Source organism: Sulfidibacter corallicola (assembly GCF_017498545.1).
Classification (GTDB): Bacteria; Acidobacteriota; Holophagae; order Acanthopleuribacterales; family Acanthopleuribacteraceae; genus Sulfidibacter; species Sulfidibacter corallicola.
On sequence record NZ_CP071793.1, the window covers coordinates 4729940 to 4752172 of the forward strand.

Here is a 22233-nt window from a genome sequence, read left to right on the forward strand (position 1 = left end):
GGGGAACACCCCATAGATCGGCGCGAATCAGGACTCCAGCGCGGCGACCTTGTCCAGGCGTTTCTGGTGGCGGCCACCCTCGAACTCGGATTCGCAGAACTTGGCGACGACGCGCTCGGCCACGGCATCTTGAATGGCACGGGCGCCCACGCAGATGACATTGGCGTTGTTGTGGTTGCGCGCCATTTGGGCCTCGAACTCGGTGCGGCACAGGGCGGCGCGAATACCCTGGAACTTGTTGGCGGCGATCGACATACCGATGCCGGTCCCACAGATGAGGATGCCCTTGCCCTCGTCATCCTGAAGCACCGCTTGCGCGACGCGCTTGGCATAGTCGGGATAATCGACCGAATCCTCGTTTTCCGTACCCAAATCCTGAACCTGATAACCCTTCTGGGCAAGCATCGGCTTCAGATGCTCCTTGAGTTTGTAACCGGCATGATCACAGGCGATGTACAGCTTGGCCAAAATCTCCTCCGAAAGGGATGGTGTTCGATCGGCGAACCGAACCGGTTCTTCCCGTCAAAATCCTAGCCCAGTGCCCCTCCAGAAACTAGCGCTTTTCTTTTCGGGAGATGGCCCTCGAGCCGGCATCACGGAAACGGCTTGCACAAGCGCTGAAGATAGCGTCGAAAACCGACTCAGCGCCTCTCTCGTCGATGCGGGAACTCTCGTCGTTCGGGTTTCACCCGAGCAGGGTGACCAACCAGCCCAAGCTGAAGAAGGTCCCGGCCATGGATCCCAGGTTGGCCATGAAAAACACCACCAGACAGCGGGTGAACTGGTTGGTGTAGAACCCCTTGAGCGAGCGGATGTCGTTAGGAATGTTCTCGCAATCTTCCACGGTGGGCTTGCGCTGCCAGGCCTCCACCAAGCCCACGACCATGCCGGCCCCCAGCGAAGGGTTCAGCGAGGTCAGCGGCGCCGACAAAAACCCACTCAGGACACTGAGCGGCCGGGCGCCCGCCAGCATGGTGAACACGCCGCACATGATGGAGTTGGGCAGGATCCAGGCCGTCAACATATCCATGATCGCCTGATCCTTGTGCTTTTGGTAACCCACGATGAACAGCGCCAACACGATGATCGGAATGGCCCATTGGGCGATCTTGATGAGGCGCGAGGGCGGCGGAATCTTGTTGATGGCCTCGCGATCGACCGGCTTGCCGAAGTGACGGGACATGCCCTGAACGTGACCGGCACCGACGATCGCCACGATCTTTTCACCTTCGGCTTCCTCGATTTTGGACATCAGGAAGGCGTCCCGTTCGTCGATGAGCGGTTCCTTGACCTCCGGCAACGCCTCGGCAAAGGCCTCCATCGCGTCGGTCAGTTGATCCTTTTCCTTAAGGGCTTCCAGCTCCTCTTCGGTGATTTCCTCTTTGGAGAGCATGCTCTCCAACAATTCACCCAAGACGGCGAACTTCTTCCAAAAAGAGAGGTTGCTCCAGGTCCGCTTGAGGGTGACCTGGATGTCGCGATCCGCCAGGACCAACTTGGCGCCCACTTCCTCGGCCTTGCGCACGCCTTCCAGGAGTTCGGACCCGGGTTTGACGCCGACTTGATCACCCATGCGTCGCTGAAAGGACGCGAACGCCAGGTTGGCCAGAAGGAACAGTGCCTTGCCGTCTTTGATGACCTGGCCGATGTTGAGCTTTTTCCACTGATTCTCATCGGTAATGGCGCGATAGCGCGTTTCACACAGCTCCACGCAAACGGTGTCGGGCCGGATTTCGTCGATGACGCGCGCCACTTCCTCGACGCTTCGGGCCGAGATGTGGGCGGTGCCGACGATGTAATAGGTCTTGCCGTCTTTGTTGAGGGTGAGAACGTTGCCCTCGTTCGCGGGTTCCGCCGGGGTCGAAGGTGCGGCGGCGTTGGTGTTGGGTGCCGAGGATGCCGAATCAGCGGGCGTTTGCGTCGGCGTGGAGTTGGACATGGTGCTATAGCCTTGTGGCGAATTTGCCTGGCGGGGAAGGTCGTTGACGAACCCGGGAACGACGCAAACCGCGTGGCGACCTGCATCGCACGCCCGAACGCGATCGATCGGGCGCGACGACACCCGTTGGAGAGATGCCATCTCTGTCAGTCTAACGACGGTCGTCATCGGAATGCTTCCCGTCGGGTTCGCAAGGTTCGAATCTCGAAGATGCCGGACAGACAGTCTCCGCCTCGAGCGGAGAGAGATCGTCCATTGTACAGGAGGTAGCGGCGGCTTTCCAAGTCGGGAATGGCGCCGGCGGGGCGAATGGCGCGCCAAGACCCATCGCCCGACACCGCCAAATCGGTGAACGTGATCTGCCCCACGCTTGGGCCTGCGGGTTCCGATCCAGGGCGGGAATGTGCGACCGATAACCGACCACGTGAGCGATCCTTCTTAAAATGAGCCGCATCGCCCTCGAGATCGCCCCGTGGAATCAAGGGTTCCGAGATAGGGATTGCAACCCCGATCGAACTATGCGTGAATGGGTTCATCCTCTACAACCCATGCCGGTTCTCACGGGCACGCCGTCGGGATCCATGAGGCGAATGTCCCGGATGCGGTCGCGGGTGCCGTCGGCGCGTCGGTGCCCCGCGGTTCACGCCGTTTGTCGCGGCGATGAGGCGGTGCAGCCCCTCGCAGGTACTTCGGCGAACGGCCGATCTCACTCAATCCTCCATTCCGCGAATCACCGAACCACACGAAAGAAAGGATGATGTGCCATGACTGCCGTCAACCCAGGAGGCCGAACCCCGAGCTCGGCCCGTCATTTGATACTGCTCGCGCTTCTCTTCGCTTCGAGCTCGGCTTTCGCCCAGATCAAGCTGAAGCTCGGCAGTGATTTTCAGTTCTGTCGCTCAGAGATCACGCAACAAACCTGTGTCCAGGTACCCATCATCATCGAAGATCCGACCGGCGGCCTGGATTTGGTCCAGCTTTTCGCCACCATCGTGCTCGAAGGGGACACCATCAACCTGGTCAACGATTCCGGCGGCGAGTACACCGTCACCAATTTCCGTCCCTCGCCTTCCAGTACGACCGGGATCGCCAATCCCGGGGTCGACCTCGCCAATCCCGGCAACAGCCCCGCCTCGCCCTCGTGCGGGGTGATCCGAAACCAGGCCACCGAGGGCACGGGCCCCGCCATCGATTTCGTCACCAACTCCTCCGGCTTCATCCTGCTTTCCAACAGCGCCAGCTCGGCCACGATCAACGATGCCAAACAGGTCAGTTTCTTCGACCTCGGCGGCACGGGTTTCTTTTCGACCACCCAGGACGAAGACGTCCTGATCGGGGTGTTGGAACTGCCGGTCATCGCCAATCCCAACGCCGGCACGATCACCGTTCGCGCCACCACCAACGCCGAATTCAACCAATCCAACTTCTATGAAACGACCGGCGGTGGGGGCCTGACCCTGCTCGACATCTCCGAAGCCTCGATCACCATCGACCTGACCGAAGCGCCGGTGATCACCACCCATCCCACCGACCAGTCGAACATCTGCACCGGTGACGTGGTGAACTTCAGCGTGGTCTCCAACACGGCCGGCAGCCTGAGCTACCAGTGGCAGAAGGACACCGTCGACATCCCCGGCGCCACCAACAGCTCCTACAGCATCGCCAACGTGGCCCTGGCCGACGCCGGCAGCTACCGCTGTGTGATCACCAACAATTGCGGTTCGACCACCTCGAACGCCGCCTCCCTGACGGTCCAGTCCGGCGTTTCGGTCGACAGCCAGCCCCAGAACGCCTCGGTCTGTGACGGCGATCCGGCCCAGTTCAGCGTGACCGTCTCGGGCGCGGGCCCGATCACCTATCAGTGGCGCAAGGACACCGTCAACATCGGCGGTGCCACCGGCAGCACCTACAACATCGCCAGCGCCAGTGCGGGCGACGAAGGCAGCTACGATTGTTTGATCACCAGCCCCTGCGGCACCATCACCTCCACGGCAGCCACCTTGTCCGTGACCTCGGGCCTGGCCGTCGACACCCATCCCAACGGCGCCACCGAATGCCCCGGCGCCAACGTGTCCTTCACCGTGGCCGCCAGCGGCGAGGGTTCCTTGACCTACCAGTGGCGCAAGGACACCGTCAATCTGCCGGGCGAGACCTCGGCCACCCTCAGCCTGACCAACATCGACGCGGCCGATGCCGGCGCCTATTCCTGCGTGATCGGCAACGGCTGCACCACGGTCACCTCCAACGACGCGACCCTGACCGTCAACGAAGAGGTCTCGATCCAAACCCAACCGCAAGCGGCGGCGGTGTGCCCCGGCAACGACACCTCGTTCACCGTCATGGCCCAGGGCACCGGCGTCCTGACCTACCAGTGGCAGAAAGACACCGTCAACATTCCCGGCGCCACCAGCGCCACCCTCAACCTGACCGGCGTCGATGGGGACGACGTCGCCAGCTATCGCTGTGTGATCACCAACGTCTGTGGTTCGCTCACTTCGAACGCCGCGAACTTGACCCTGCAAGCCGGTGTCTCGGTAGACAGCCAACCGCAGAACACCACGGTCTGCAACGGCGACCCCGCCCAGTTCAGTGTCAGCGTGTCGGGCGCGGGTTCGGTCACCTACCAGTGGCGCAAGAACACCGTCGACATTCCCGGCGCCACCGGCAGCACCTACAACATCGCCGACGCGGACGAAGCGGATGAAGGCAGTTACGACTGCGTCATCAACAGCGACTGCGGCAACGCGACCTCCACGGCGGCCACCTTGACGGTGACCACCGACCTGGCCATCGACACCCAGCCCAACAACGCCCAGGACTGCCCCGGCGACAACGCCTCCTTCACCGTGGTCGCCAGCGGCGATGGTTCCTTCACCTACCAATGGCGCAAGGATACCGTCGACCTCCCCGGCGAGACCTCGGCCACCCTCAGCCTGGCAAACATCGACGCGGACGATGCCGGCGCCTATTCCTGCGTGGTCAGCAACGGCTGCACCTCGGTCACCTCCAACGACGGCACCCTGACCGTGTTGGATCTGGTCACGATCCAGACCCAGCCGCAATCGGTCGTCGCCTGCCCCGGCGAGAACGCGTCCTTCACGGTCGTGGCCCAGGGCTCCGGCACCTTGACCTACCAATGGCGCAAGGACAACGTCAACATCCCCGGCGCCACCTCGGCCACCTTCAGTCTCACACCGGTCCAAGCCGGTGACAGCGGCAGTTACACCTGTGTGGTGAGCGGCGCCTGCGACAGCGCGACGACGGCACCGGCGACGCTGGTCGGCGATCTGGAGGCCACCATCACCAACGGCGACATCGCCCAGGGACTGAGCGTCATCACGTTGAACTCGCAGGTCGACTGCGGCGAACCCGATTTCAGCTATTCGTGGACGGAAGTCGGTGATCCGACGGTGTTGGGAACCCAAGCCACCCTGGCCCTTTCACCGGCGCCGCAAGCCACCACGACCTACGAGGTCGAAGTGACCGACGCCACGTCCGCCAGCGTGACCGATCGGGTGACGGTCTTGGTCAGCCCGATTTCGCTGGATGCGGACGGCAACGGATTCAACACCATCGCGGATCTCTGGTTCGTCGGCCAGGGTTGGCCGGACGACCTGGATTTCGACGTGGACGAGGACGATCTCCTGACCGTGCTCGACCTGCTGTACATCAACCTGGGTGATCCCGAATAATTCGCGATCGACGCAAAACGAAAACGGCGGTTCCACAAGGGCCGCCGTTTTTGGTTTTGGGGTTGGCCGCGAACATCGACCTCGCTACCCCTCGGGCTGCCATCCGAATAGACGGAGATTGATGCGGCCGCTTTCGCTGAACTCGACACCCTCGTCCTCGAGCTTGCCGCGCTGGCGCCGGTACTTCTCGGAATGCTCGGGGAAGGAAATGCGGCCCTGGCCGTTGACCACGCGCTGCCAGGGGATGATCAGGCCCGGCGGCGTGGCCGCCAGGGCGTATCCCACGTGGCGCGCCTTGCGCGGCTCGCCCAAGAGCCGCGCAATCTGGCCGTAACTCGCCACCCGCCCCTCCGGAATTCGGTTCACCAGGCGCCAAACACGCTGATTCCAAGGTATTTGAGCCATGTCGCCACACCTCCTTCATCGCCAGCGAGGTTTCGAGTTACGTCCGTCGATGGGGTTCTATTTGCCGCGCTTCTTGCCCAATGCCGCACTCAGGGCCGCACCCATGGCCGTATTGGACCGCGGTTCGCGACGTCGATCCGAACGGCCGCCGCGTCCGCCCTGGCCGCCCTTGCGATCGGTGCGGTAATCGCCGCGTCCGCCACCGACCTTCTTGCCGGCCTCGTCGTCCAGCCTCATGCTCATCGCGATACGGCGCCGCTCCAGGTCGACCTCGACGATTTTAACCTTGACCACGTCGCCGGCGCGAACCACTTCGCGCGGATCCTTCACGAAGCGATTGGCCAGGGCCGAAATGTGGACCAATCCGTCCTGATGGACGCCCACGTCGACGAAGGCCCCGAAGTTGGTGACGTTGGTGACCGTGCCCTCCAGGACCATGCCCGGTTCGAGGTCCTTGATGTCCTCGATCCCTTCCGCCAGACTGGCCGTCTTGAATTCGGGTCGGGGATCGCGACCGGGCTTTTCCAGTTCCGCAAAAATGTCGGTCACCGTGGGCACACCGAACTGGTCATCGGCGAAATCGGCCGGTTTCAGGCCGCGCAGGAATTCGCCGTTGCCGATCATTTCGGCCAGGGGTCGGCCGCCCTTGGCGGCGATGCGCTCGACGACCGGGTAGGCTTCCGGGTGGACCGCCGATGCGTCCAGGGGATTGTCGCCACCGACGATTTTCAGAAAGCCGGCCGCTTGTTCGAAAGCCTTGGGCCCGAGGCGCTTCACCTTCAGCAACTGGTTGCGTCGGGCGAAACGGCCGTGCTCGTCGCGATAGGCCACGATGTTGGCGGCCAAGCTTTGGTTCAAACCGGAGACGCGCGCCAACAGAGGTGCGGAAGCCATGTTCAGGTCGACGCCGACCGCGTTCACGCAATCTTCGACCACCGCATCCAGGGCCCCCACCAGGCGGGTCTGGTTGACGTCGTGCTGGTACTGGCCGACGCCGATCGATTTGGGATCGATCTTGACCAGCTCGGCCAGCGGATCCTGCAAACGACGGGCGATCGACACCGCGCCGCGCAGGCTGACGTCCAGCTCGGGAAACTCTTTGGCGGCCAGTTCGGAAGCCGAGTACACCGAGGCGCCGGCTTCGTTCACCATGACCTTGATCAGGCCCAGATCCGGGTGCTCCTTGGCCAGCTCGCCCACCAAACGATCCGTTTCCCGACTACCGGTGCCGTTGCCGATACTGACCAGCGCCACGCGATGGCGGCGACCCAGATCGGCCAACAGCGATTTGGCGTCTTCCCATTTCTTCTGGGGCGGGTGGGGATAGATGGTCGCGCGATCCACCAGTTTGCCGGTGTCGTCGACGACCACGACCTTGACCCCTGTCCGCAGACCGGGATCCAGACCCATGGTCACCCGCGCTCCAGCCGGAGCCGCCATCAACAAATCACCGAGGTTCTTGCCGAAGACCTTGATCGCCTCTTCCTCGGCACGCTCGCGCAGTTGGTTGAGCAGCTCGGTCTTGAGGTGCAGGTAGATCTTTACCTTCCAGGTCCACTGGACCACTTTCTGGAGCCAGGCATCGGCCGGACGTCCCTTGTCGCGAATCTCGAAATAGGCGGCGATCAGCTTCTCACACCGGTTTTCGGCCGGCTTCTCGGCCAGTTGCGAGGGATCGGCGGCGATTTCCAGTCGCAGGATGCTCTCCTTGAAGCCGCGGAACAGGGCCAGGGCCCGGTGACTGGGAATTTCGGCCAGACGCTCGTGGTAATCGAAGTAGTCGCGGAACTTGGCGCCTTCCTGCTCCTTGTCCTTGGCCACCTTGGCCACGGCGAGCCCGTTGCGCCCCATATAGTCGCGCAGTTTGCCGATCAGGTCGGCCTCCTCGGCGAAACGCTCCATCAGGATGTAGCGGGCGCCCTCCAAGGCGGCTTTGACGTCCTCCACCTTCTTTTCCGGGTCCAGGTACTTGGCGGCCTCGGTCTCCGGATCCAGGGCGGGATTCTTCCACAGGTCGAGCGCCAGGGGCTCCAGCCCCGCCTCGATCGCGATCTGGCCCTTGGTCCGGCGCTTGGGCTTGTAGGGCAGGTAGAGATCCTCCAGGCGCGTTTTGGTGTCCGCCGCCAAAATCGAGCGCTCCAACTCGGGGGTCAGCTTGCCCTGCTCGCGAATGCTCGCCAGAATCGTTTCCCGCCGTTCTTCCAATTCCCGGAGGTAGCCCAGTCGCTCCTCCAAGGTGCGCAGGTCCGTATCGCTCAGGCCCCCGGTCACCTCCTTGCGGTAACGGGCGATGAAGGGCACGGTCGCGCCTTCGTCCAGCAGCGCGATGGCCGCGCGAACCTGGGCGTCGCGAACGTTGAGTTCCTGGGCAATGACTGCTTCGATATTCATGGTTCCACCTGTGTGTGTCGCACGCGCACATCCAAGGCGCGGCATTCGAAATAAAGCGGACGGCAAGGTCCGGATGGCATGTGGATCAGGTCGGTCTTTCCATCAAACGCACAAAACCCACCGAACGATTCGAAGGTTCGGCAGGTTTTCCACGATCATCGGCGCTGACACGACATCGTCGATGACGATTACATGCGAATGACGCCACGATCCGATGATTTGATGAAGTCGACCAGATAGGTCACACGGGGGCAATCGGCATACTCTTTGTCCAAACGCTCCAGTGCGTCGACCAGACGCAACTTGCGCAGGAAGAGGATGCGGTAGGCATCTTTGAGATTGGAGACTTCCTCTTTGGTGAAGCCCTTGCGCTCCAAACCGATGTTGTTGATACCGTAGGCCTTGGCACGGTTACCCACGCTCTTGACGTAGGGCAGGGCGTCCTGGGTGATGACGCTGTAACCACCGATGAAGGCGTAGTCGCCGACGCGACAGTGCTGGTGAACGCCGGAGTAGGCGCCGACGGTGGCGTGATCGCCGACGGTGATGTGTCCCGCCAGGGTCGCCGCGTGCGACAGGATGTTGTGATCGCCGACGTGGCAGTCGTGGGCCACGTGCGAGCTGACCATGATCAGGTTGTGTGAACCGATTTTGGTGATGCCGCCCCCGCCCGCGGTACCGCGGTGCAACGCGACGTGCTCGCGGAACACGTTGTGATCCCCGATCTCGAGCCAGGTCTCCTCGTTGCCGAACTTCAGGTCCTGGGGAATGGCGCCAATGGTGGAAAACGGGAAAAAGGTGTTGTGGGCTCCGATGCGGGTGTATCGGCCCACGAAAAGCGAATTCATCAGTTTGGTGTGCGGCCCGATCGTGACGTGATCCTCGATCACGCAGTACGGACCGATTTCGCTACCCTCGCCGATCGTGACGTTTTCGCCGACGATCGCCGTCGGGTGAATCTTGTGTTTCGTCATTTACCCATCCCTCTTCACCAGCATGGAGGAGAACTCGGCCGAGGCCACCAGTTTTCCATCCACGAACGCCTGGCCCTTGAGCCGGCACACCTTGCGGCGAAAGTGCAGCACTTCGCACTCCAACCGGATTTGGTCGCCGGGCACCACGGGTTTGCGGAACTTGACATTGTCGATGGTCATGAAAAAGATGACGTATTCGTGGATATCCTCGAACTCCTGGGCGATCAGGACGCCGCCCGTCTGGGCCAGAGCCTCGATGATCATGACGCCCGGCATCACCGGACGACCCGGGAAATGCCCCGCAAAGAAATGTTCGTTGATCGTGACGTTCTTGAGACCCACGATACGCTTACAGGACTCGTACTCCATGATCCGATCGACCAACAGCATGGGATAGCGGTGGGGGATAATATCCATAATCCCAGTCACATCTAACATGAGGTTTCCCCTTTCGTATTCACGGCCGATTCCAACGACTTCAGCCGCTTCTCGAGTTTGGCCAAGTTACGCTCACGCGCTTTCTGACGCTGATATTGCATGTGGGGCACGGCGGGATTGCCCGCGTACTGGCCCGGACCCGGCAGGTCCTTGGTGACCACCGAATCGCCCATGACCACGACCTGATCGCCGACATGGACATGGCCGACGACACCTACCTGCCCGGCCAATACGGTGTACCGCCCCAGAGTCGCACTGCCGGAGATGCCGGACTGGCTGATCACCAGGCAGTGCTCCCCAATCTTAACGCCATGGGCAACTTGAACCAAGTTATCGATTTTGCTCCCCTTGCCGATGACGGTATCGCTCAAGGCACCGCGATCGATGGAGACGTTACTTCCGATTTCCACATCGTCTTCGATGCGCACCCCGGCCACTTGAGGCACCTTCAAATGGATGCCGCCGGTTTGGGCATAGCCGAACCCGTCGCTGCCGATGACGCTGTTGGCGTGAATCCGCACGCGATCGCCCAGGGTCACGCCGTGGTAGAGGACCGTATGGGGGAACAGGCGGCAGGCCGCGCCGATCCGACAATCGCGCCCCACGGTCACGCCGTTGACCAACACGGTACCGGCACCGATGACGGCGCCGGCCTCGACCACGCAGTGGGGGCCGATGTGACATTCGGGATGAATCCGGGCGGAGGGATCGACGACCGCGCTGGGATGAACCGAGGCCGGATAGGCCGGCTCGGGATGGAGGTCGGCGAGAATGCGCGCCAGCACCGCGTAGGGTTCGCGGCACAGGAGCTGGACGGCCTCGCAATCCGGAATCGGCTCGGCGGTCAGGACCGCCGTGGCCTTGGTCTCGACGGCCTGCTGCCGGTACTTGCGATTGTTGAGAAAACTGAGATCGCCTTCTCCGGCGGCCTCGAGCGGCCGAACGGATCGAATCTCCGGATCGCCGTCGGGCGGCGTCACCGCCTTCAAATCGTGGCGGCGCATGAGCTCGGAAAGTTTCATGTGAACCTGCCGTTTGAGATGGAGCGACGACCCCCGGTGGGGAATCCGCTCCCTTTTGTGATGGGCCCCGAGAAGACGCGTACCGGGCCACGGGTTTCGTCCCAGTCGATCCGGTCGCGCCATTGTCGCACCGGGTGGCGGACTTGGGGGTCAACCGTTCGTCAAAGAATGTCACAGTTTCGGGAGAAAAAGGACTGGGAAACGCGGTCCGGTGCTCGGAGCCTGGCGCGGGGCGCCGCGCTCGCGAAGCCTTTGGACCCACAAGGGTACCTCACGCGGCGTCGGATGGCGAGATCACCGGTCGGCCGCGGAAATCGCGCCCGCGCGAGCATGGTTGCCGGCGCGGGCGAAGACTCACTGCATTTCGTCGTAGGCTTTGATCACCGCATCGGTAATGTTGACCGAGTCATTGAAGTACACGAGGTTCGAGTTGGGGCCGTAGTTCAGCACCATGTCCAAACCTTTCTCGATCGCCACCTGGTGTACCAGCGGCGCCAGCTCTTTGCGGAACTTTTCCAAACCGGTATTGAGCTTGAGGTCGCTTTCGCGCTTGGCGTCTTCCTGGGCCCGTTTGATTTCCGTTTGCATTTTCTGCAGTTCCAGGGCCGATTCCTTCTTCTTGTCTTCGCTCATGCTGGCCGCTTTGGCCTGCAGATCCTTTTGCTTGGCCTGAAACGCCTCGATCATCTGGTCGATGGAAGCCCGCTTCTGCTCGGTGAACTTCTGGAACTCCTCGAAAAAGGCCTTTCCTTTTTGGGACTTCTGCACAACCACGTCCGCGTCGACGATGCCGACCTTGGTTCCTTGGGCCATGACGGGAACCGCCAGGACCGCCAGTGTAAACATCAGGGTAATCGCTTTTTTCAACATGATCTCTTCCTCGAACTTTTGGGATATTTCCGGAATGGATGTGGTTCATCCTTGGGGGATCTCGGCAAGGGTCCCAGCCGCGAATCGCATCCGCGGACCGTGACAGGTCCGTCACCCGAGGGCGGCCCTCATGGCGAAACGGACATCGCCGTGGTCGGCCGGTCGTCCGTGCGGACGGCGATCTCGTGACGAGACCCCATCCCAAGAAACGCCCGTTCCCGGCACTCGACCCAAACATTCAACTGCGAGTCAACGGTAACTCCTGAAAAGCCACACTTCGAATACAAAGACCTGACGCCATGGGTCAGAAAGTGGTACCGATCGAGAACGACGGCTCGCCGCCCTTCTGATTGAGGCCGGCCTCGTCCTCGTCCAACTTGTAAGCATAGATCAAACGCAGGGGCGCCTGGAAGACCGGAAGGCTGAATCGCATCTCCACGCCGACGGAACGGAACAGGTCGGTATCGAACCATTCCTCGTCCACGCCGAACACCATCCCGGCATCGTAGAACATCACGAACCGGAATTGATCGGAAACGGGAATGATGTATTCGAAGTTGGTTTGGAACAATTTATCGCCGCGTTCGGCGAAGGTTTGACCGTCGACCGTGATCGACGGACCGAGGCTCTGACGCTCGTAGCCGCGCACCGACTCCTCACCACCGCTGAAGAACAGTTGGTGGCGAGTGGGACGCTGCCCCTCCAAGGTTTCCAGCACGGCGGCTTCCACGTTCAAACCGATGAAGCTGTTCTTGAACGCTTTCAGGTATTGGGTGGCGCCCGTGCTGACTTTGTAGAAGAAGTTGTCGCCGCCGGCTTGCCAGCTCGCCACTTCGACGGACAGCGACAGCTTGCGGCCCTTCTTCGGGAAGAAGGGATGGTCGGTGGTGTTGTAGACGAAGGATTGCGTCACCGAGGAGGTCAGCAGATCGTCGACCGGCTTGAAGGAAGGCGTGATGACGGTGGGGAAACGATCCTCGGAGAACAGGTAACTGATGGAATAGGTGGAGAACACGGTGGGACGGAAGGAAAGTCCCAATTGGAAACCGGTGGACTCCACGTCGAAGCCGGAGGCACTGAAGTTGGATCGGGTGTTGAAGATCCGGGTGGTCAGGCCACGAGGCTTGTCGAACAGCCAGGGTTCGGTGAAGGTGACGTCGAAGGTATCGGTGATGCTGCCCAACTGGGCCTGAACCTTCAACTTCTCGCCCTTGCCCAGGAAGTTGAGCGTCGAGAAGCTGAGGAAGCCGCTGGTGCCGCGGAACTCACTGAAACCCAAGCCGAAGTTCAGCTCGTTGACGCCGGACTCCTGGCCCTTGATGGTGATGTTGACCTTGTTTTCGTCGGGAAGGAACTTGATGTCCGGTTCGTCGCGGGTCACATCGAAGAAACCGAGCTGATTGATGCGCAACAGCGAGTTGCGGAAGAAGTTGAGACGGAAGACGTCGCCTTCGCGCAGCAGGATCTCGCGACGCAGCACCTTGTCCCGGGTCGTGGTGTTCCCCGCGAACTTGATGCGGTGGATGTAGGTCTGCTCGTTCTCCTGGACCTCGAACACCACGTCGACCTTGCTCTCGTCGCGCACGCTCACATCCTGGCGAATGCTGTAATGCACGTATCCCGCGTTGTTGTGGGTTTCTTCCAGGTCGGTGATCCAATCGTTGATCTTGGAGAGATCGTAGATCTCGTCCTGACCGATCGGGAAGGTCCGGGTGTAGTAGAGTTCCGGCAGGACGGTGTTGCCCTTGACCGCCACCGAGCCCAAGGTGTAGGGACTACCCTCGAACACCGGGATCGTCAGCTTCAGGCGCTTCTTTTCCTTGGCGGGTTTGCCGCGTTGGGCGCGCTTGAGGTTCTTTTCGCGCTGGCGCTCGGTGGTGTGGTCGGTGATTTCCAGAACCGGATCGCCGATGACGATGTCCTTGTAGCCCTTCTTCCAATACTTCTTCTTGAGCTTCTCGACATCCTCGCCGAAGGCTTCGGCCTTGTAGATATCGTGCGAAGTCAACCAGGAGAACATCCAGTGTTCCTTAGTTTTTCGCATCGTGCGCTTCAGCCGCTTGTCGTTGAACAACTGGTTGCCGGTGAATTCGATGTCGTAGATCCGGACCTTGGAGCCTTCGTCGATGTTGAAGACGACGCGGGCGGAACCGGCATCGATATTCTCCAAGGTATAGTTCACGGTACCGAACCGCAGCCCCTTGTCGTCCATCAACTGCTTGATCAAGGCGCGAATCGCGTTGATCTTGCGGTAATCCAGCGGCGAATCTTCGGGGATGGTGAGCCGTTCTTCTTCGATCTTGTCGGTGATGCTGGATTTGGTCATTCGGCGGTAGCCGCGATAATCGACTTCGGTGACCAAGGGCAGTTCGCGCAGGACATACTTGAGGATGACCCCGCCGGAAGTACCTTCCTCGATCGCGATACCGGCATCTTCGAAGAGACCGGTCTCCCAGAGGACGCGAAGGTCGGAAGTCACCCGTTCGGGATCCAGAGCGTCGCCGACCTTGAAGCTGATTCGAAACCAGACGGACTCCTTGGGAACGCGGGTGGTACCCAGAACCTGGATGTCCTCGATCGTCTGTTTGGTTTCTGTCTCAACTTGTGCCGAACTGAACGGAGCCGAAAGGGTTATGGCTAGCAAACAAATAAATAGGCCGCGCATCACGTCGCGAGCTAACTGGGGCATTCAGCCTCCTCAGTTGTTTCCAGTCCCTTTGGTGATGGCGGCAACACGATGTCCAAGCGCTCTTGCTCCGGATCGAATTGGAAGATGACCGGACCCTCGATGTGGGCGTCGGCACTGACGATGGCCTCGGCCAGGGGGTCCTCCACGTGGCGTTGAATGATGCGCCGCAAGGGACGCGCTCCGTATTGACGGTCGCTCGAAGTCAAGTCCAACAACCAGCGCAGACCTTCCGGGGCGATTTCCACGTGAAGGTTGCTCTTGGCCAGGTTCTCGTTGATCTCGTTGACCAACAGGCTGCAGATTTGCAGCAAGTGATCGTCCTTGAGCTTATCGAATACAACGACCTCGTCGATGCGGTTGATGAACTCGGGCCGAAAGACCCGCTTGAGCTCGCGCATCGCTTCTTGCTTCATGTTCCGATCCCGCTGGGAAACGTTGCTCGTCAAGCCCATCGTCTTTTCGTTGACGATCTGCTTGGAGCCGACGTTACTGGTCATGATGATAATGGTATTGCGGAAGTCGATCGTGTTGCCGAACGCGTCGGTAACCTGACCGTCTTCAAAGATCTGCAACAGGATGTTGACCAGATCGGGGTGTGCCTTCTCAATTTCGTCGAACAAAACGATCGAGTACGGATTGCGCTTGACCTTGTCGGTCAATTGGCCGCCCTCCTCGAAGCCGACGTAGCCCGGCGGAGAACCGATCATCTTGGAGACCGAGTGTTTCTCCATGTATTCGGACATGTCGAAGCGAATCAGCTTTTTGGCGTCGCCGAAAAGGAAGCGCGCCAACTGCTTGGAAAGCTCGGTCTTGCCCACGCCGGTGGGGCCGAGGAACAGGAACGAGCCCATCGGGCGATTGGGATTCTTGAGGCCGGTGCGGCTGCGGCGAATGGCGCGGCTGACCGCGCTGATCGCCTCGTCCTGGCCGATCACGAAGGTCCTCAAGGTCTCTTCCATCAAAGCCAGCTTGGCTTTGTCTTCTTCCTTCATCGCGGTCACGGGAATGCCGGTCCAGGAGCTGACCACCTGTTCCACATCGCCCAACTTGACGTCCAGCACGCGGCTGTCGCGGTTGACGGAATCCTTTTCTTCCTGAATCTGTTTGCGAATCTTGATCTCGTATTCGCGCAGCACCACCGCCCGCTCGAAATCCTTGTTGGCCACCGCTTCGTTCATGTCCTCGGACACCTGGCGAAGGTCCTTTTCGAGGTTGCGAATGGTTTGGGTATTGGTGGAATGGGCCAGTTTGACCCGGGCCCCGGCTTCGTCCAACAGATCGAGCGCCTTGTCGGGCAGGGCGCGATCGGTGATGTACCGACTGGACAGGTAGACCGCGCCGCGCAGGGCGTCTTCGGAATAGCGCACGCGGTGGAAGCCCTCGTAATGATCTTTGAGGCCGAACAGGATCTTTTCGGTTTCCGGCTCGTCGGGCGGCATGATGTTGACCGGCTGAAAGCGCCGAACCAGGGCCCGATCCTTCTCGATGTACTTGGAGAACTCGCGGTGGGTGGTGGAGCCGATGCACTGGATCTCGCCGCGGCTGAGGGCCGGCTTGAGAATGTTGGCCGCATCCAGCGAGCCTTCGGCGGCACCGGTGCCGATGATGCTGTGAATCTCGTCGATGAACAAAATGACGCTGATGTCCTTGGAGGCCTCGGCGATGATCGACTTGAGGCGTTCCTCGAACTGGCCGCGGTACTTGGTGCCGGCCACCACCAGGGAGAGGTCGAGGGCGTAGATGCGCTTGTCCATCAACTCGATGGGCACGTTGCCCTGCACGATGCGCTGGGCCAGGCCTTCGACGATGCTGGTCTTGCCCACGCCGGGTTCGCCCAGGAGGATCGGGTTGTTCTTGCGGCGCCGCGCCAGGATCTGGATGATGCGTTCGATTTCCAGCTCGCGCCCGATCAGGCGGTCAAAGGCGCCGCGTTCGGCGAGATCGGTGAGGTTGCGGCTGAACTCGCCCAGGAGCGGGTGTTCCTTGCGCTTCTTGTTGAGTTTCTCTTCCTTGAGAATGTCGAGCAATATCTCTTTGGCGCGATAGAGATCGGCGCCCATTTCCGCCAAGAGCTGGGAGGCGAAGGCGTGTTCGTCGCGAAGGATGCCCAGCAAAATGTGTTCGACGCCCACGTACTTGTGGTTCAGCGACATGGATTCCTTGAGCGCGTAGTGCAGGACCCGTTTGGTTTCCTCACTGAGCGGAATCTCCACGGTGGTGGCGGCCACCGGCTTTTTGTACATGGTTTGCGATTGAGAAATAATGCGGTCTTTCAGCTCTTGAATACTAATGCCCATCTGTTCGAGCATCGCCATCGTCGTCTTTTCGGCCTCCCGCACAAGCCCCAGTAGAAGATGCGCACTGGTGATGGTGCTTGCGCCGAATTGGCTGGCTTCATATCGTGCAAAGAATAAGACGCGCCGGGCCTTGTCGGTATATTTTTCAAACATCTTCTACTCCCTGTCGCGATAGCGTTAGGATTCAGATCTCGATTCAATCTGGTGTATTCTATCACACAAATTTGCGAGGGCCGGGTTATGGGTCACCAGCATACAAGAGATTTTTAGCTCTTTTTGCAAGCGGAAAAGAAGTTCCAAGACACGCTGTCCAGACTCCAAATCCAGGCTACCGGTAGGCTCGTCCGCCAACAACAAACGGGGGTCGTTGATCAAGGCTCGCGCGATCGCCGTTCGCTGGCGTTCGCCGCCGCTGAGCTGGGTCGGTCGGTGTGATGCGCGGTGTTCCATGCCCATCCGCGCAAGCAAGTCATGTGCCTTGGACTCAAGAGCTTGTTTATCGCGGCTGCGCAGCATGCCGGGCAACATGACGTTCTCCAGCGCGGTGAATTCCGGCAGCAATTGGTTGAATTGGAAGACGAAACCCATGTCAGATTGTCGTACTTCGACCCAATCCTCGTCATCCAAACCGATCAGCTCGCGTCCCTCCAAAAGGATGCTGCCGCCGTCGGCCCGATCCAGCCCGGCGATCAGGTTGAGCAGGGTCGTCTTGCCCGAGCCCGAGCGCCCCACGATCGCCAACAGCTCGGCGTGCTTCAGGGTCAGGTCGAAATCTTCCAATACGGTCAATTTCTGCTGGCCGGACGGAAAACGTTTGCACAGATTGCGGATTTCCAGAAAGGCTCCGGAAGAGGACGGCTCTGTCGTCACGCGAACTCCCTATTCGTAGGCAAGTGCTTCGACCGGATCCATGGCCGCGGCCTGGCGCGCGGGATAGATGGAGGTCAGGAACGAGATCACCAGCGAACCCACGGCCACCAGGACGACCTCGGCGGGATTGACTTTGAACGGCAGGTAGCTCAACACCTCGTAGACGTTGTTGTCGAGCGAGATCAGTCGGGTGCGGTCGGCCAAGATGGCCAGGCCCACCCCCAGTACCGTGCCCAGCACCGTGCCGTAGAACGAGAGCGTCATGCCCTGGCGCAAGAAGACGCGCAGGATCATGGCGCGCGGCGTGCCGAACGCCTTCATGATGCCGATGTCGCGGTGCTTCTCCATGACCAGCATGGTCAGGGCCGACACCATGTTGAGCGCCACGATCAAGATGAAGAGGCTGATCACCGAGGTGGTCGCCAGTTTCTCGAGCCCGAGCGCGCGCAACAGGCCCTGATTCAAATCGCGCAGGTCCATCACCGAAGCCGACGGCAGCAGCTCCGGATCGGCGAGCAGATCGGCCTTGCCGGCCTCCATCGCGTCGAGATCGTCGAAACTGACCAAAATCGTCTGGATCTCGGTGGTGTTGAGCAGCATCAACAGGTCGTCCAAAAGCAGGTAGGCGTCGGTCTCGTCGAACTGCGAGTTGCCGGTCTTGAAGCGGCCGACCACTTCCACCTTCATCTCTTTCAAGCGCAGGCCGCCGCGCTGCACGCCCAGGCCGGGGCTGCTCAGGCGCGGCACCATCAGGCGCAGCTCGTCGCCCACCCGGACCCCCAGATTCTCGGCCAGGTCCTTGCCCAGCACCACGCCCGGACGCTGGTTCTCGCCGCGCCCTTCGAGCAACGACAGGGAACCCGATTCCAACTTGCGCAGGCTCGGCGCCGCCCGGAGATGGCTTTCCGGCAAAATCCCGTAGAGCTTGCAATAGGTCAGGCGGCGCCGCTTCGAAACCAACACGCCCGGTTCCTGGCGCATCATGGAGACCGCGCGCACGCCCGGTACCTCGGCGATGACCTCGTTGAGTTCGCGCACTTCGTCGGGGCGCCAGCCGTAGTCCACCAGCGAGTTGGCCAGCACGTAGAGGTTGCCGGTGTCGCCGATCAGACTGGTCACGAAGGCCTGGCGCATCCCGTTGTGGATCGAGAGGGCGATGTTGAGCGCCGCCACCCCCAACGTGATGCCGATCAGGGTGATCAAGGAGATCACCCCGATGAAGGACTGCTTTCGCTTGGCTCGCAGGTAGCGGTTGGCGACGAAGGCATCGAACCGCATATCAATCCTGGTGCGGACGCATCAAGGGAAACAGGATGACGTCGCGGATGGAGGGCGCGTTGGTGAGCAGCATGACCAGGCGATCGATGCCCAGACCCTGACCGCCGGTGGGCGGCATGCCGTGCTCCATGGCCCAGAGGAAATCCTCGTCCAGGCGCTGGGCCTCGTCGTTGCCGGCCTCGATCTGGCGCATCTGGTCCATGAAGCGCTCGCGTTGATCGACGGGATCGTTGAGCTCGGTGTAGGCGTTGGCCACTTCCATGCCGCCGATGAACAGCTCGAACCGCTCCACGAAGCCCTCTTTGCCGGGGATCTTCTTGGTGAGCGGCGAAATCGAGATGGGGTATTCGGTGATGAAGGTCGGCTGAATCAGGTGCGCCTCGGCGACGGCCTCGAAGACCTCCGCGAGCAGGTCGCCGTATTCCATCTTCTCGCCGTCCTCGATGTGCAGCTTCTTGGCGACGTCCTGAAGCGAGGCCAGCTCGTCCAATTGGCTCGCCTCGTAATCGCCGAACTTGCAGATCGCTTCCTTCATGGTGTAGCTCGCGAACGGCTTGCCGAAATCGATCTCGTGTTCGCCGTAGGTCACGTTGGTGTGGCCCAATGCCTTCTCGACCACTCCGCGAATCATCGACTCCACCATTTCCTGCATCACCGCGAGGTTGGCGTAGGCCTCGTACCACTCCATCATCGTGAACTCGGGGTTGTGCTGGGTGGAGATGCCCTCGTTGCGGAAGTTGCGGTTGATCTCGAAGACGCGATCCATGCCGCCGATGATCAGCCGCTTCAGATGCAGCTCCGGCGCGATGCGCATGTAGAGTTCCATGTCCAGGGTGTTGTGGTGGGTCACGAACGGACGCGCCGTGGCACCGCCGGGGATGGGATGCATCATCGGCGTTTCCACTTCCAAATAGTCGCGCGCGCGCATGAACTCGCGAATTCCGGCGATGATCTGGCTGCGCTTGACGAAGCGGTCCTTGACTTCGGGATTGGTCAACAGGTCCAGGGAGCGATGGCGATAGCGCAACTCCTGGTCCTTGAGACCGGCGTGCTTGTCGGGCAGGGGACGGTAGGCCTTGGAGAGGTACTGATATTTCGAAACCTTGATGGTGAGCTCACCGGTCTTGGTGCGGAACAACTCACCACTGGCGCTGATGAAATCGCCGAGGTCCGTCTTTTTATATAGTTGGAACTCGGTTTCGCTGACCGAGTCCTTGCGCAGGTAGAACTGAAGGCGGCCGGTACCGTCCTGGATCGTGGCGAAGGCCGCCTTACCCATCGGCCGGTTGAGCATGACACGACCGGCAACACAGACCGCCACCGGTTCGGCTTCCAAGGTTTCCTTATCCTTCTCGCCGTGGGCCGCCAACACCGATTCAATCGTTTGCTCGCGTTGTACGACGCCCGGGAAGGGGTCGACCGCGAGTGTTTCGATCTCCTGACGGTGCTTGTGGCGCTGGGCCGTGTATTCGTTGTCGAATTCGTGTCGCTGTTCCATGGTTCAGCCTCCGCGAGACGTGTGATGCAAGATTAGCAGGCCGTTATAAACTCTAGCGACGCAGGCTGTCAAGCACAACCCGGACCTGAGCCCCAAAGTGGATTCACTGGCGCACCGGACCCGTCGGCAACCGTCCGGTCCGGCTTTTGTGGCATAATGGCTCGGCGCGGATCCGCTCCGCGACACGCGAAAACGGGGGTAACACGGGGGAACCATGAGTCGAGATCCCGATTTCTCCGAACTGATGGCCGCCATCGGTGTACGACCGATCGACGAGCGGGCGAAACCGGCCAAGGAAGAATCCACCGCCACGCCGTCCTACGAGACCTACGCGCCAGTGCAACGTTTACAAGAGGAACCCGACCTCACCGAAGAAGATTCCGCCCTTTTTCTGGATGCCATGGCCAATTTGGGAGACGCGGTACCGCGCAAGGACGAAGCGATCCCGGAGCCCGCCGGTCGGGATTTTCGGCGCATCAAACATCGCAAGGACCGCAAACCGGAGCCCGACGAGGTGCTGGACCTCCACGGCATGCGCCTGGACCCCGCGCTCGCCCGGCTCCAGGCGTTCGTGACCCAAGCTTTTACCCACAACCGGAAGAGCGTCATGGTCATCACCGGGAAGGGCCTGCACTCCAAAGGCGGCATCGGCATCCTGAAACGCGAAGTGGAGCAGTGGATCATTCAGGCCGGACGCCGCTTCGTACGCGCCTACGCGGAAGCACCACGGGCCTACGGCGGTCGCGGCGCCTTCATTCTGTACCTGCGCGAGGCGTGATCCGCCCGCGATGACGGGTTATGCAATGAATTTGATGCACTGAAAAGCAACACTTTCATTGCACGCTGAATGCGGCACTCAAATACTTTATTTTAAACATGCTTATCGTCATCATCCGTCGGCGATTCATATCTGCAACGCATTCCTAGCGTGCATTTCCCAGGTCTTGCCCATGGCTCCGATGGAGGATCGGGCCGTGCCGACAAGGCGACCCTCGGTTTCCGGCCGAGATGGGGACGACCCGGAAAAAACCCTGGGGCAGGCGGGGTGCACCGGCGCACAAAGCCTGGTAAGATTCGCAGTATTACGAAAAACCCCATCATGGAGTAAGGATTTGACTGAGGAAGAAACCAAGCGACCCCAACTCGAGGAATCCTGGCTCGAAGCGCTCGGCGACGAGTTTCAGAAACCCTACATGGCCCAACTCAAGGCATTTCTCGTCGAAGAGAAAAAACGCTATCGCGTTTATCCGCCCGGACCTTTGATGTTCAACGCGCTCAACACCACGCCTTTTCACGAAGTCAAGGTCGTGCTTTTGGGCCAGGACCCCTATCACGGACCCAACCAGGCCCACGGGCTCTGTTTTTCGGTCAATCGCGGCATCCCCGTGCCGCCCTCGCTGCGCAACATGTACGCCGAACTGGAGCAAAGCCTGGGCATTCCGCCCGCGGCGCACGGCGACCTGAGTCACTGGGCCAAGCAAGGGGTCCTGATGTTGAACACCACCTTGAGCGTGCGCGCCGGCCAAGCCAAATCGCACGCCGGACGCGGCTGGGAAACGTTCACCGACCGGATCATCGACGTGCTGAACGAGAATCGCGAAGGACTGGTCTTCGTATTGTGGGGCCGCCATGCCGGCAGCAAGGCCGGCCGTATCGATAGCGACAAACACCTCATCCTGGGCGCGCCGCACCCCTCACCGCTTTCCGCCCACTCCGGCTTTTTCGGGTGCGGCCACTTCGCCGCCATCAATCACCATCTGGAACGGCGCGGCGACACACCCATCGACTGGCAATTGCCGGCCTGATCGCGGCCCGGACCCGAGTTGGACGGCAACCAGGGTTTCAGGGGGAGGTCCCTTTGAAACCGTCG

At 60.8% G+C, this 22233-nt stretch carries 16 protein-coding genes; 3 read left to right on the forward strand and 13 right to left on the reverse strand.

Annotation, left to right across the window (positions count from 1 at the left end; translation table 11 throughout):
* Nucleotides 1-27: 27 nt before the first annotated feature.
* On the reverse strand, nucleotides 28-468 hold the full coding sequence (rpiB, locus tag J3U87_RS13910; RefSeq protein ID WP_237383654.1) for a ribose 5-phosphate isomerase B: 441 nt from the start codon (nucleotides 466-468) through the stop codon (nucleotides 28-30).
* A gap of 217 nt (nucleotides 469-685) precedes the next feature.
* Entirely contained in the window at nucleotides 686-1939 is a 1254-nt protein-coding gene (locus tag J3U87_RS13915) for a TraB/GumN family protein (RefSeq protein ID WP_237383655.1), read from the reverse strand.
* A 764-nt stretch (nucleotides 1940-2703) separates the two neighbouring features.
* On the opposite strand from J3U87_RS13915, the gene J3U87_RS13920 reads away from it, so the two are divergent.
* Entirely contained in the window at nucleotides 2704-5631 is a 2928-nt protein-coding gene (locus J3U87_RS13920) for an immunoglobulin domain-containing protein (protein WP_237383656.1), read from the forward strand.
* 84 nt (nucleotides 5632-5715) lie between these two features.
* Here J3U87_RS13920 and J3U87_RS13925 read toward each other — a convergent pair whose 3' ends face one another.
* The 11 genes from J3U87_RS13925 to lysS all read right to left on the reverse strand — a co-directional run bounded on the left by J3U87_RS13925 (nucleotide 5716) and on the right by lysS (nucleotide 20363).
* Complete coding sequence (locus J3U87_RS13925) at nucleotides 5716-6036, reverse strand: MGMT family protein (RefSeq protein ID WP_237383657.1); 321 nt, start codon at nucleotides 6034-6036, stop codon at nucleotides 5716-5718.
* Between the two features lie 57 nt (nucleotides 6037-6093).
* Complete coding sequence (locus J3U87_RS13930) at nucleotides 6094-8427, reverse strand: Tex family protein (RefSeq protein WP_272932486.1); 2334 nt, start codon at nucleotides 8425-8427, stop codon at nucleotides 6094-6096.
* A gap of 188 nt (nucleotides 8428-8615) precedes the next feature.
* Nucleotides 8616-9401: an acyl-ACP--UDP-N-acetylglucosamine O-acyltransferase gene (gene lpxA, locus J3U87_RS13935; RefSeq protein WP_237383658.1), complete on the reverse strand. Its 786-nt coding sequence runs from the start codon at nucleotides 9399-9401 to the stop codon at nucleotides 8616-8618.
* On the reverse strand, nucleotides 9402-9818 hold the full coding sequence (fabZ, locus tag J3U87_RS13940; RefSeq protein ID WP_237383659.1) for a 3-hydroxyacyl-ACP dehydratase FabZ: 417 nt from the start codon (nucleotides 9816-9818) through the stop codon (nucleotides 9402-9404).
* A 14-nt stretch (nucleotides 9819-9832) separates the two neighbouring features.
* A complete protein-coding gene (gene lpxD / locus J3U87_RS13945) occupies nucleotides 9833-10861 on the reverse strand; it encodes a UDP-3-O-(3-hydroxymyristoyl)glucosamine N-acyltransferase (RefSeq protein WP_237383660.1) in 1029 nt (342 codons plus the stop codon).
* Between the two features lie 354 nt (nucleotides 10862-11215).
* Nucleotides 11216-11731 carry an OmpH/Skp family outer membrane protein gene (locus J3U87_RS13950; RefSeq protein ID WP_237383661.1) on the reverse strand — a complete coding sequence of 172 codons (516 nt, stop codon included), beginning with the start codon at nucleotides 11729-11731 and terminating at the stop codon, nucleotides 11216-11218.
* A 304-nt stretch (nucleotides 11732-12035) separates the two neighbouring features.
* Nucleotides 12036-14420 carry an outer membrane protein assembly factor BamA gene (gene bamA / locus J3U87_RS13955; protein ID WP_237383662.1) on the reverse strand — a complete coding sequence of 795 codons (2385 nt, stop codon included), beginning with the start codon at nucleotides 14418-14420 and terminating at the stop codon, nucleotides 12036-12038.
* On the reverse strand, nucleotides 14408-16870 hold the full coding sequence (locus tag J3U87_RS13960; RefSeq protein ID WP_237383663.1) for an ATP-dependent Clp protease ATP-binding subunit: 2463 nt from the start codon (nucleotides 16868-16870) through the stop codon (nucleotides 14408-14410). The genes bamA and J3U87_RS13960 overlap by 13 nt, the downstream gene beginning before the upstream one ends.
* 24 nt (nucleotides 16871-16894) lie before the next feature.
* Nucleotides 16895-17587 carry an ABC transporter ATP-binding protein gene (locus J3U87_RS13965; RefSeq protein WP_237383664.1) on the reverse strand — a complete coding sequence of 231 codons (693 nt, stop codon included), beginning with the start codon at nucleotides 17585-17587 and terminating at the stop codon, nucleotides 16895-16897.
* A 9-nt stretch (nucleotides 17588-17596) separates the two neighbouring features.
* The gene (locus J3U87_RS13970; RefSeq protein ID WP_237383665.1) at nucleotides 17597-18865 is read right to left on the reverse strand and encodes an ABC transporter permease; all 1269 of its coding nucleotides are present in this window, start codon (nucleotides 18863-18865) and stop codon (nucleotides 17597-17599) included.
* A gap of 1 nt (nucleotide 18866) precedes the next feature.
* Nucleotides 18867-20363, reverse strand: coding sequence for a lysine--tRNA ligase (gene lysS / locus J3U87_RS13975; protein ID WP_237383666.1), 1497 nt, complete (start codon nucleotides 20361-20363; stop codon nucleotides 18867-18869).
* A 214-nt stretch (nucleotides 20364-20577) separates the two neighbouring features.
* Between lysS and J3U87_RS13980 the strand changes: the two genes are divergently transcribed.
* A complete protein-coding gene (locus tag J3U87_RS13980; RefSeq protein ID WP_237383667.1) occupies nucleotides 20578-21141 on the forward strand; it encodes a Smr/MutS family protein in 564 nt (187 codons plus the stop codon).
* A 334-nt stretch (nucleotides 21142-21475) separates the two neighbouring features.
* Entirely contained in the window at nucleotides 21476-22168 is a 693-nt protein-coding gene (ung, locus tag J3U87_RS13985) for a uracil-DNA glycosylase (RefSeq protein ID WP_237383668.1), read from the forward strand.
* Nucleotides 22169-22233: the final 65 nt, after the last annotated feature.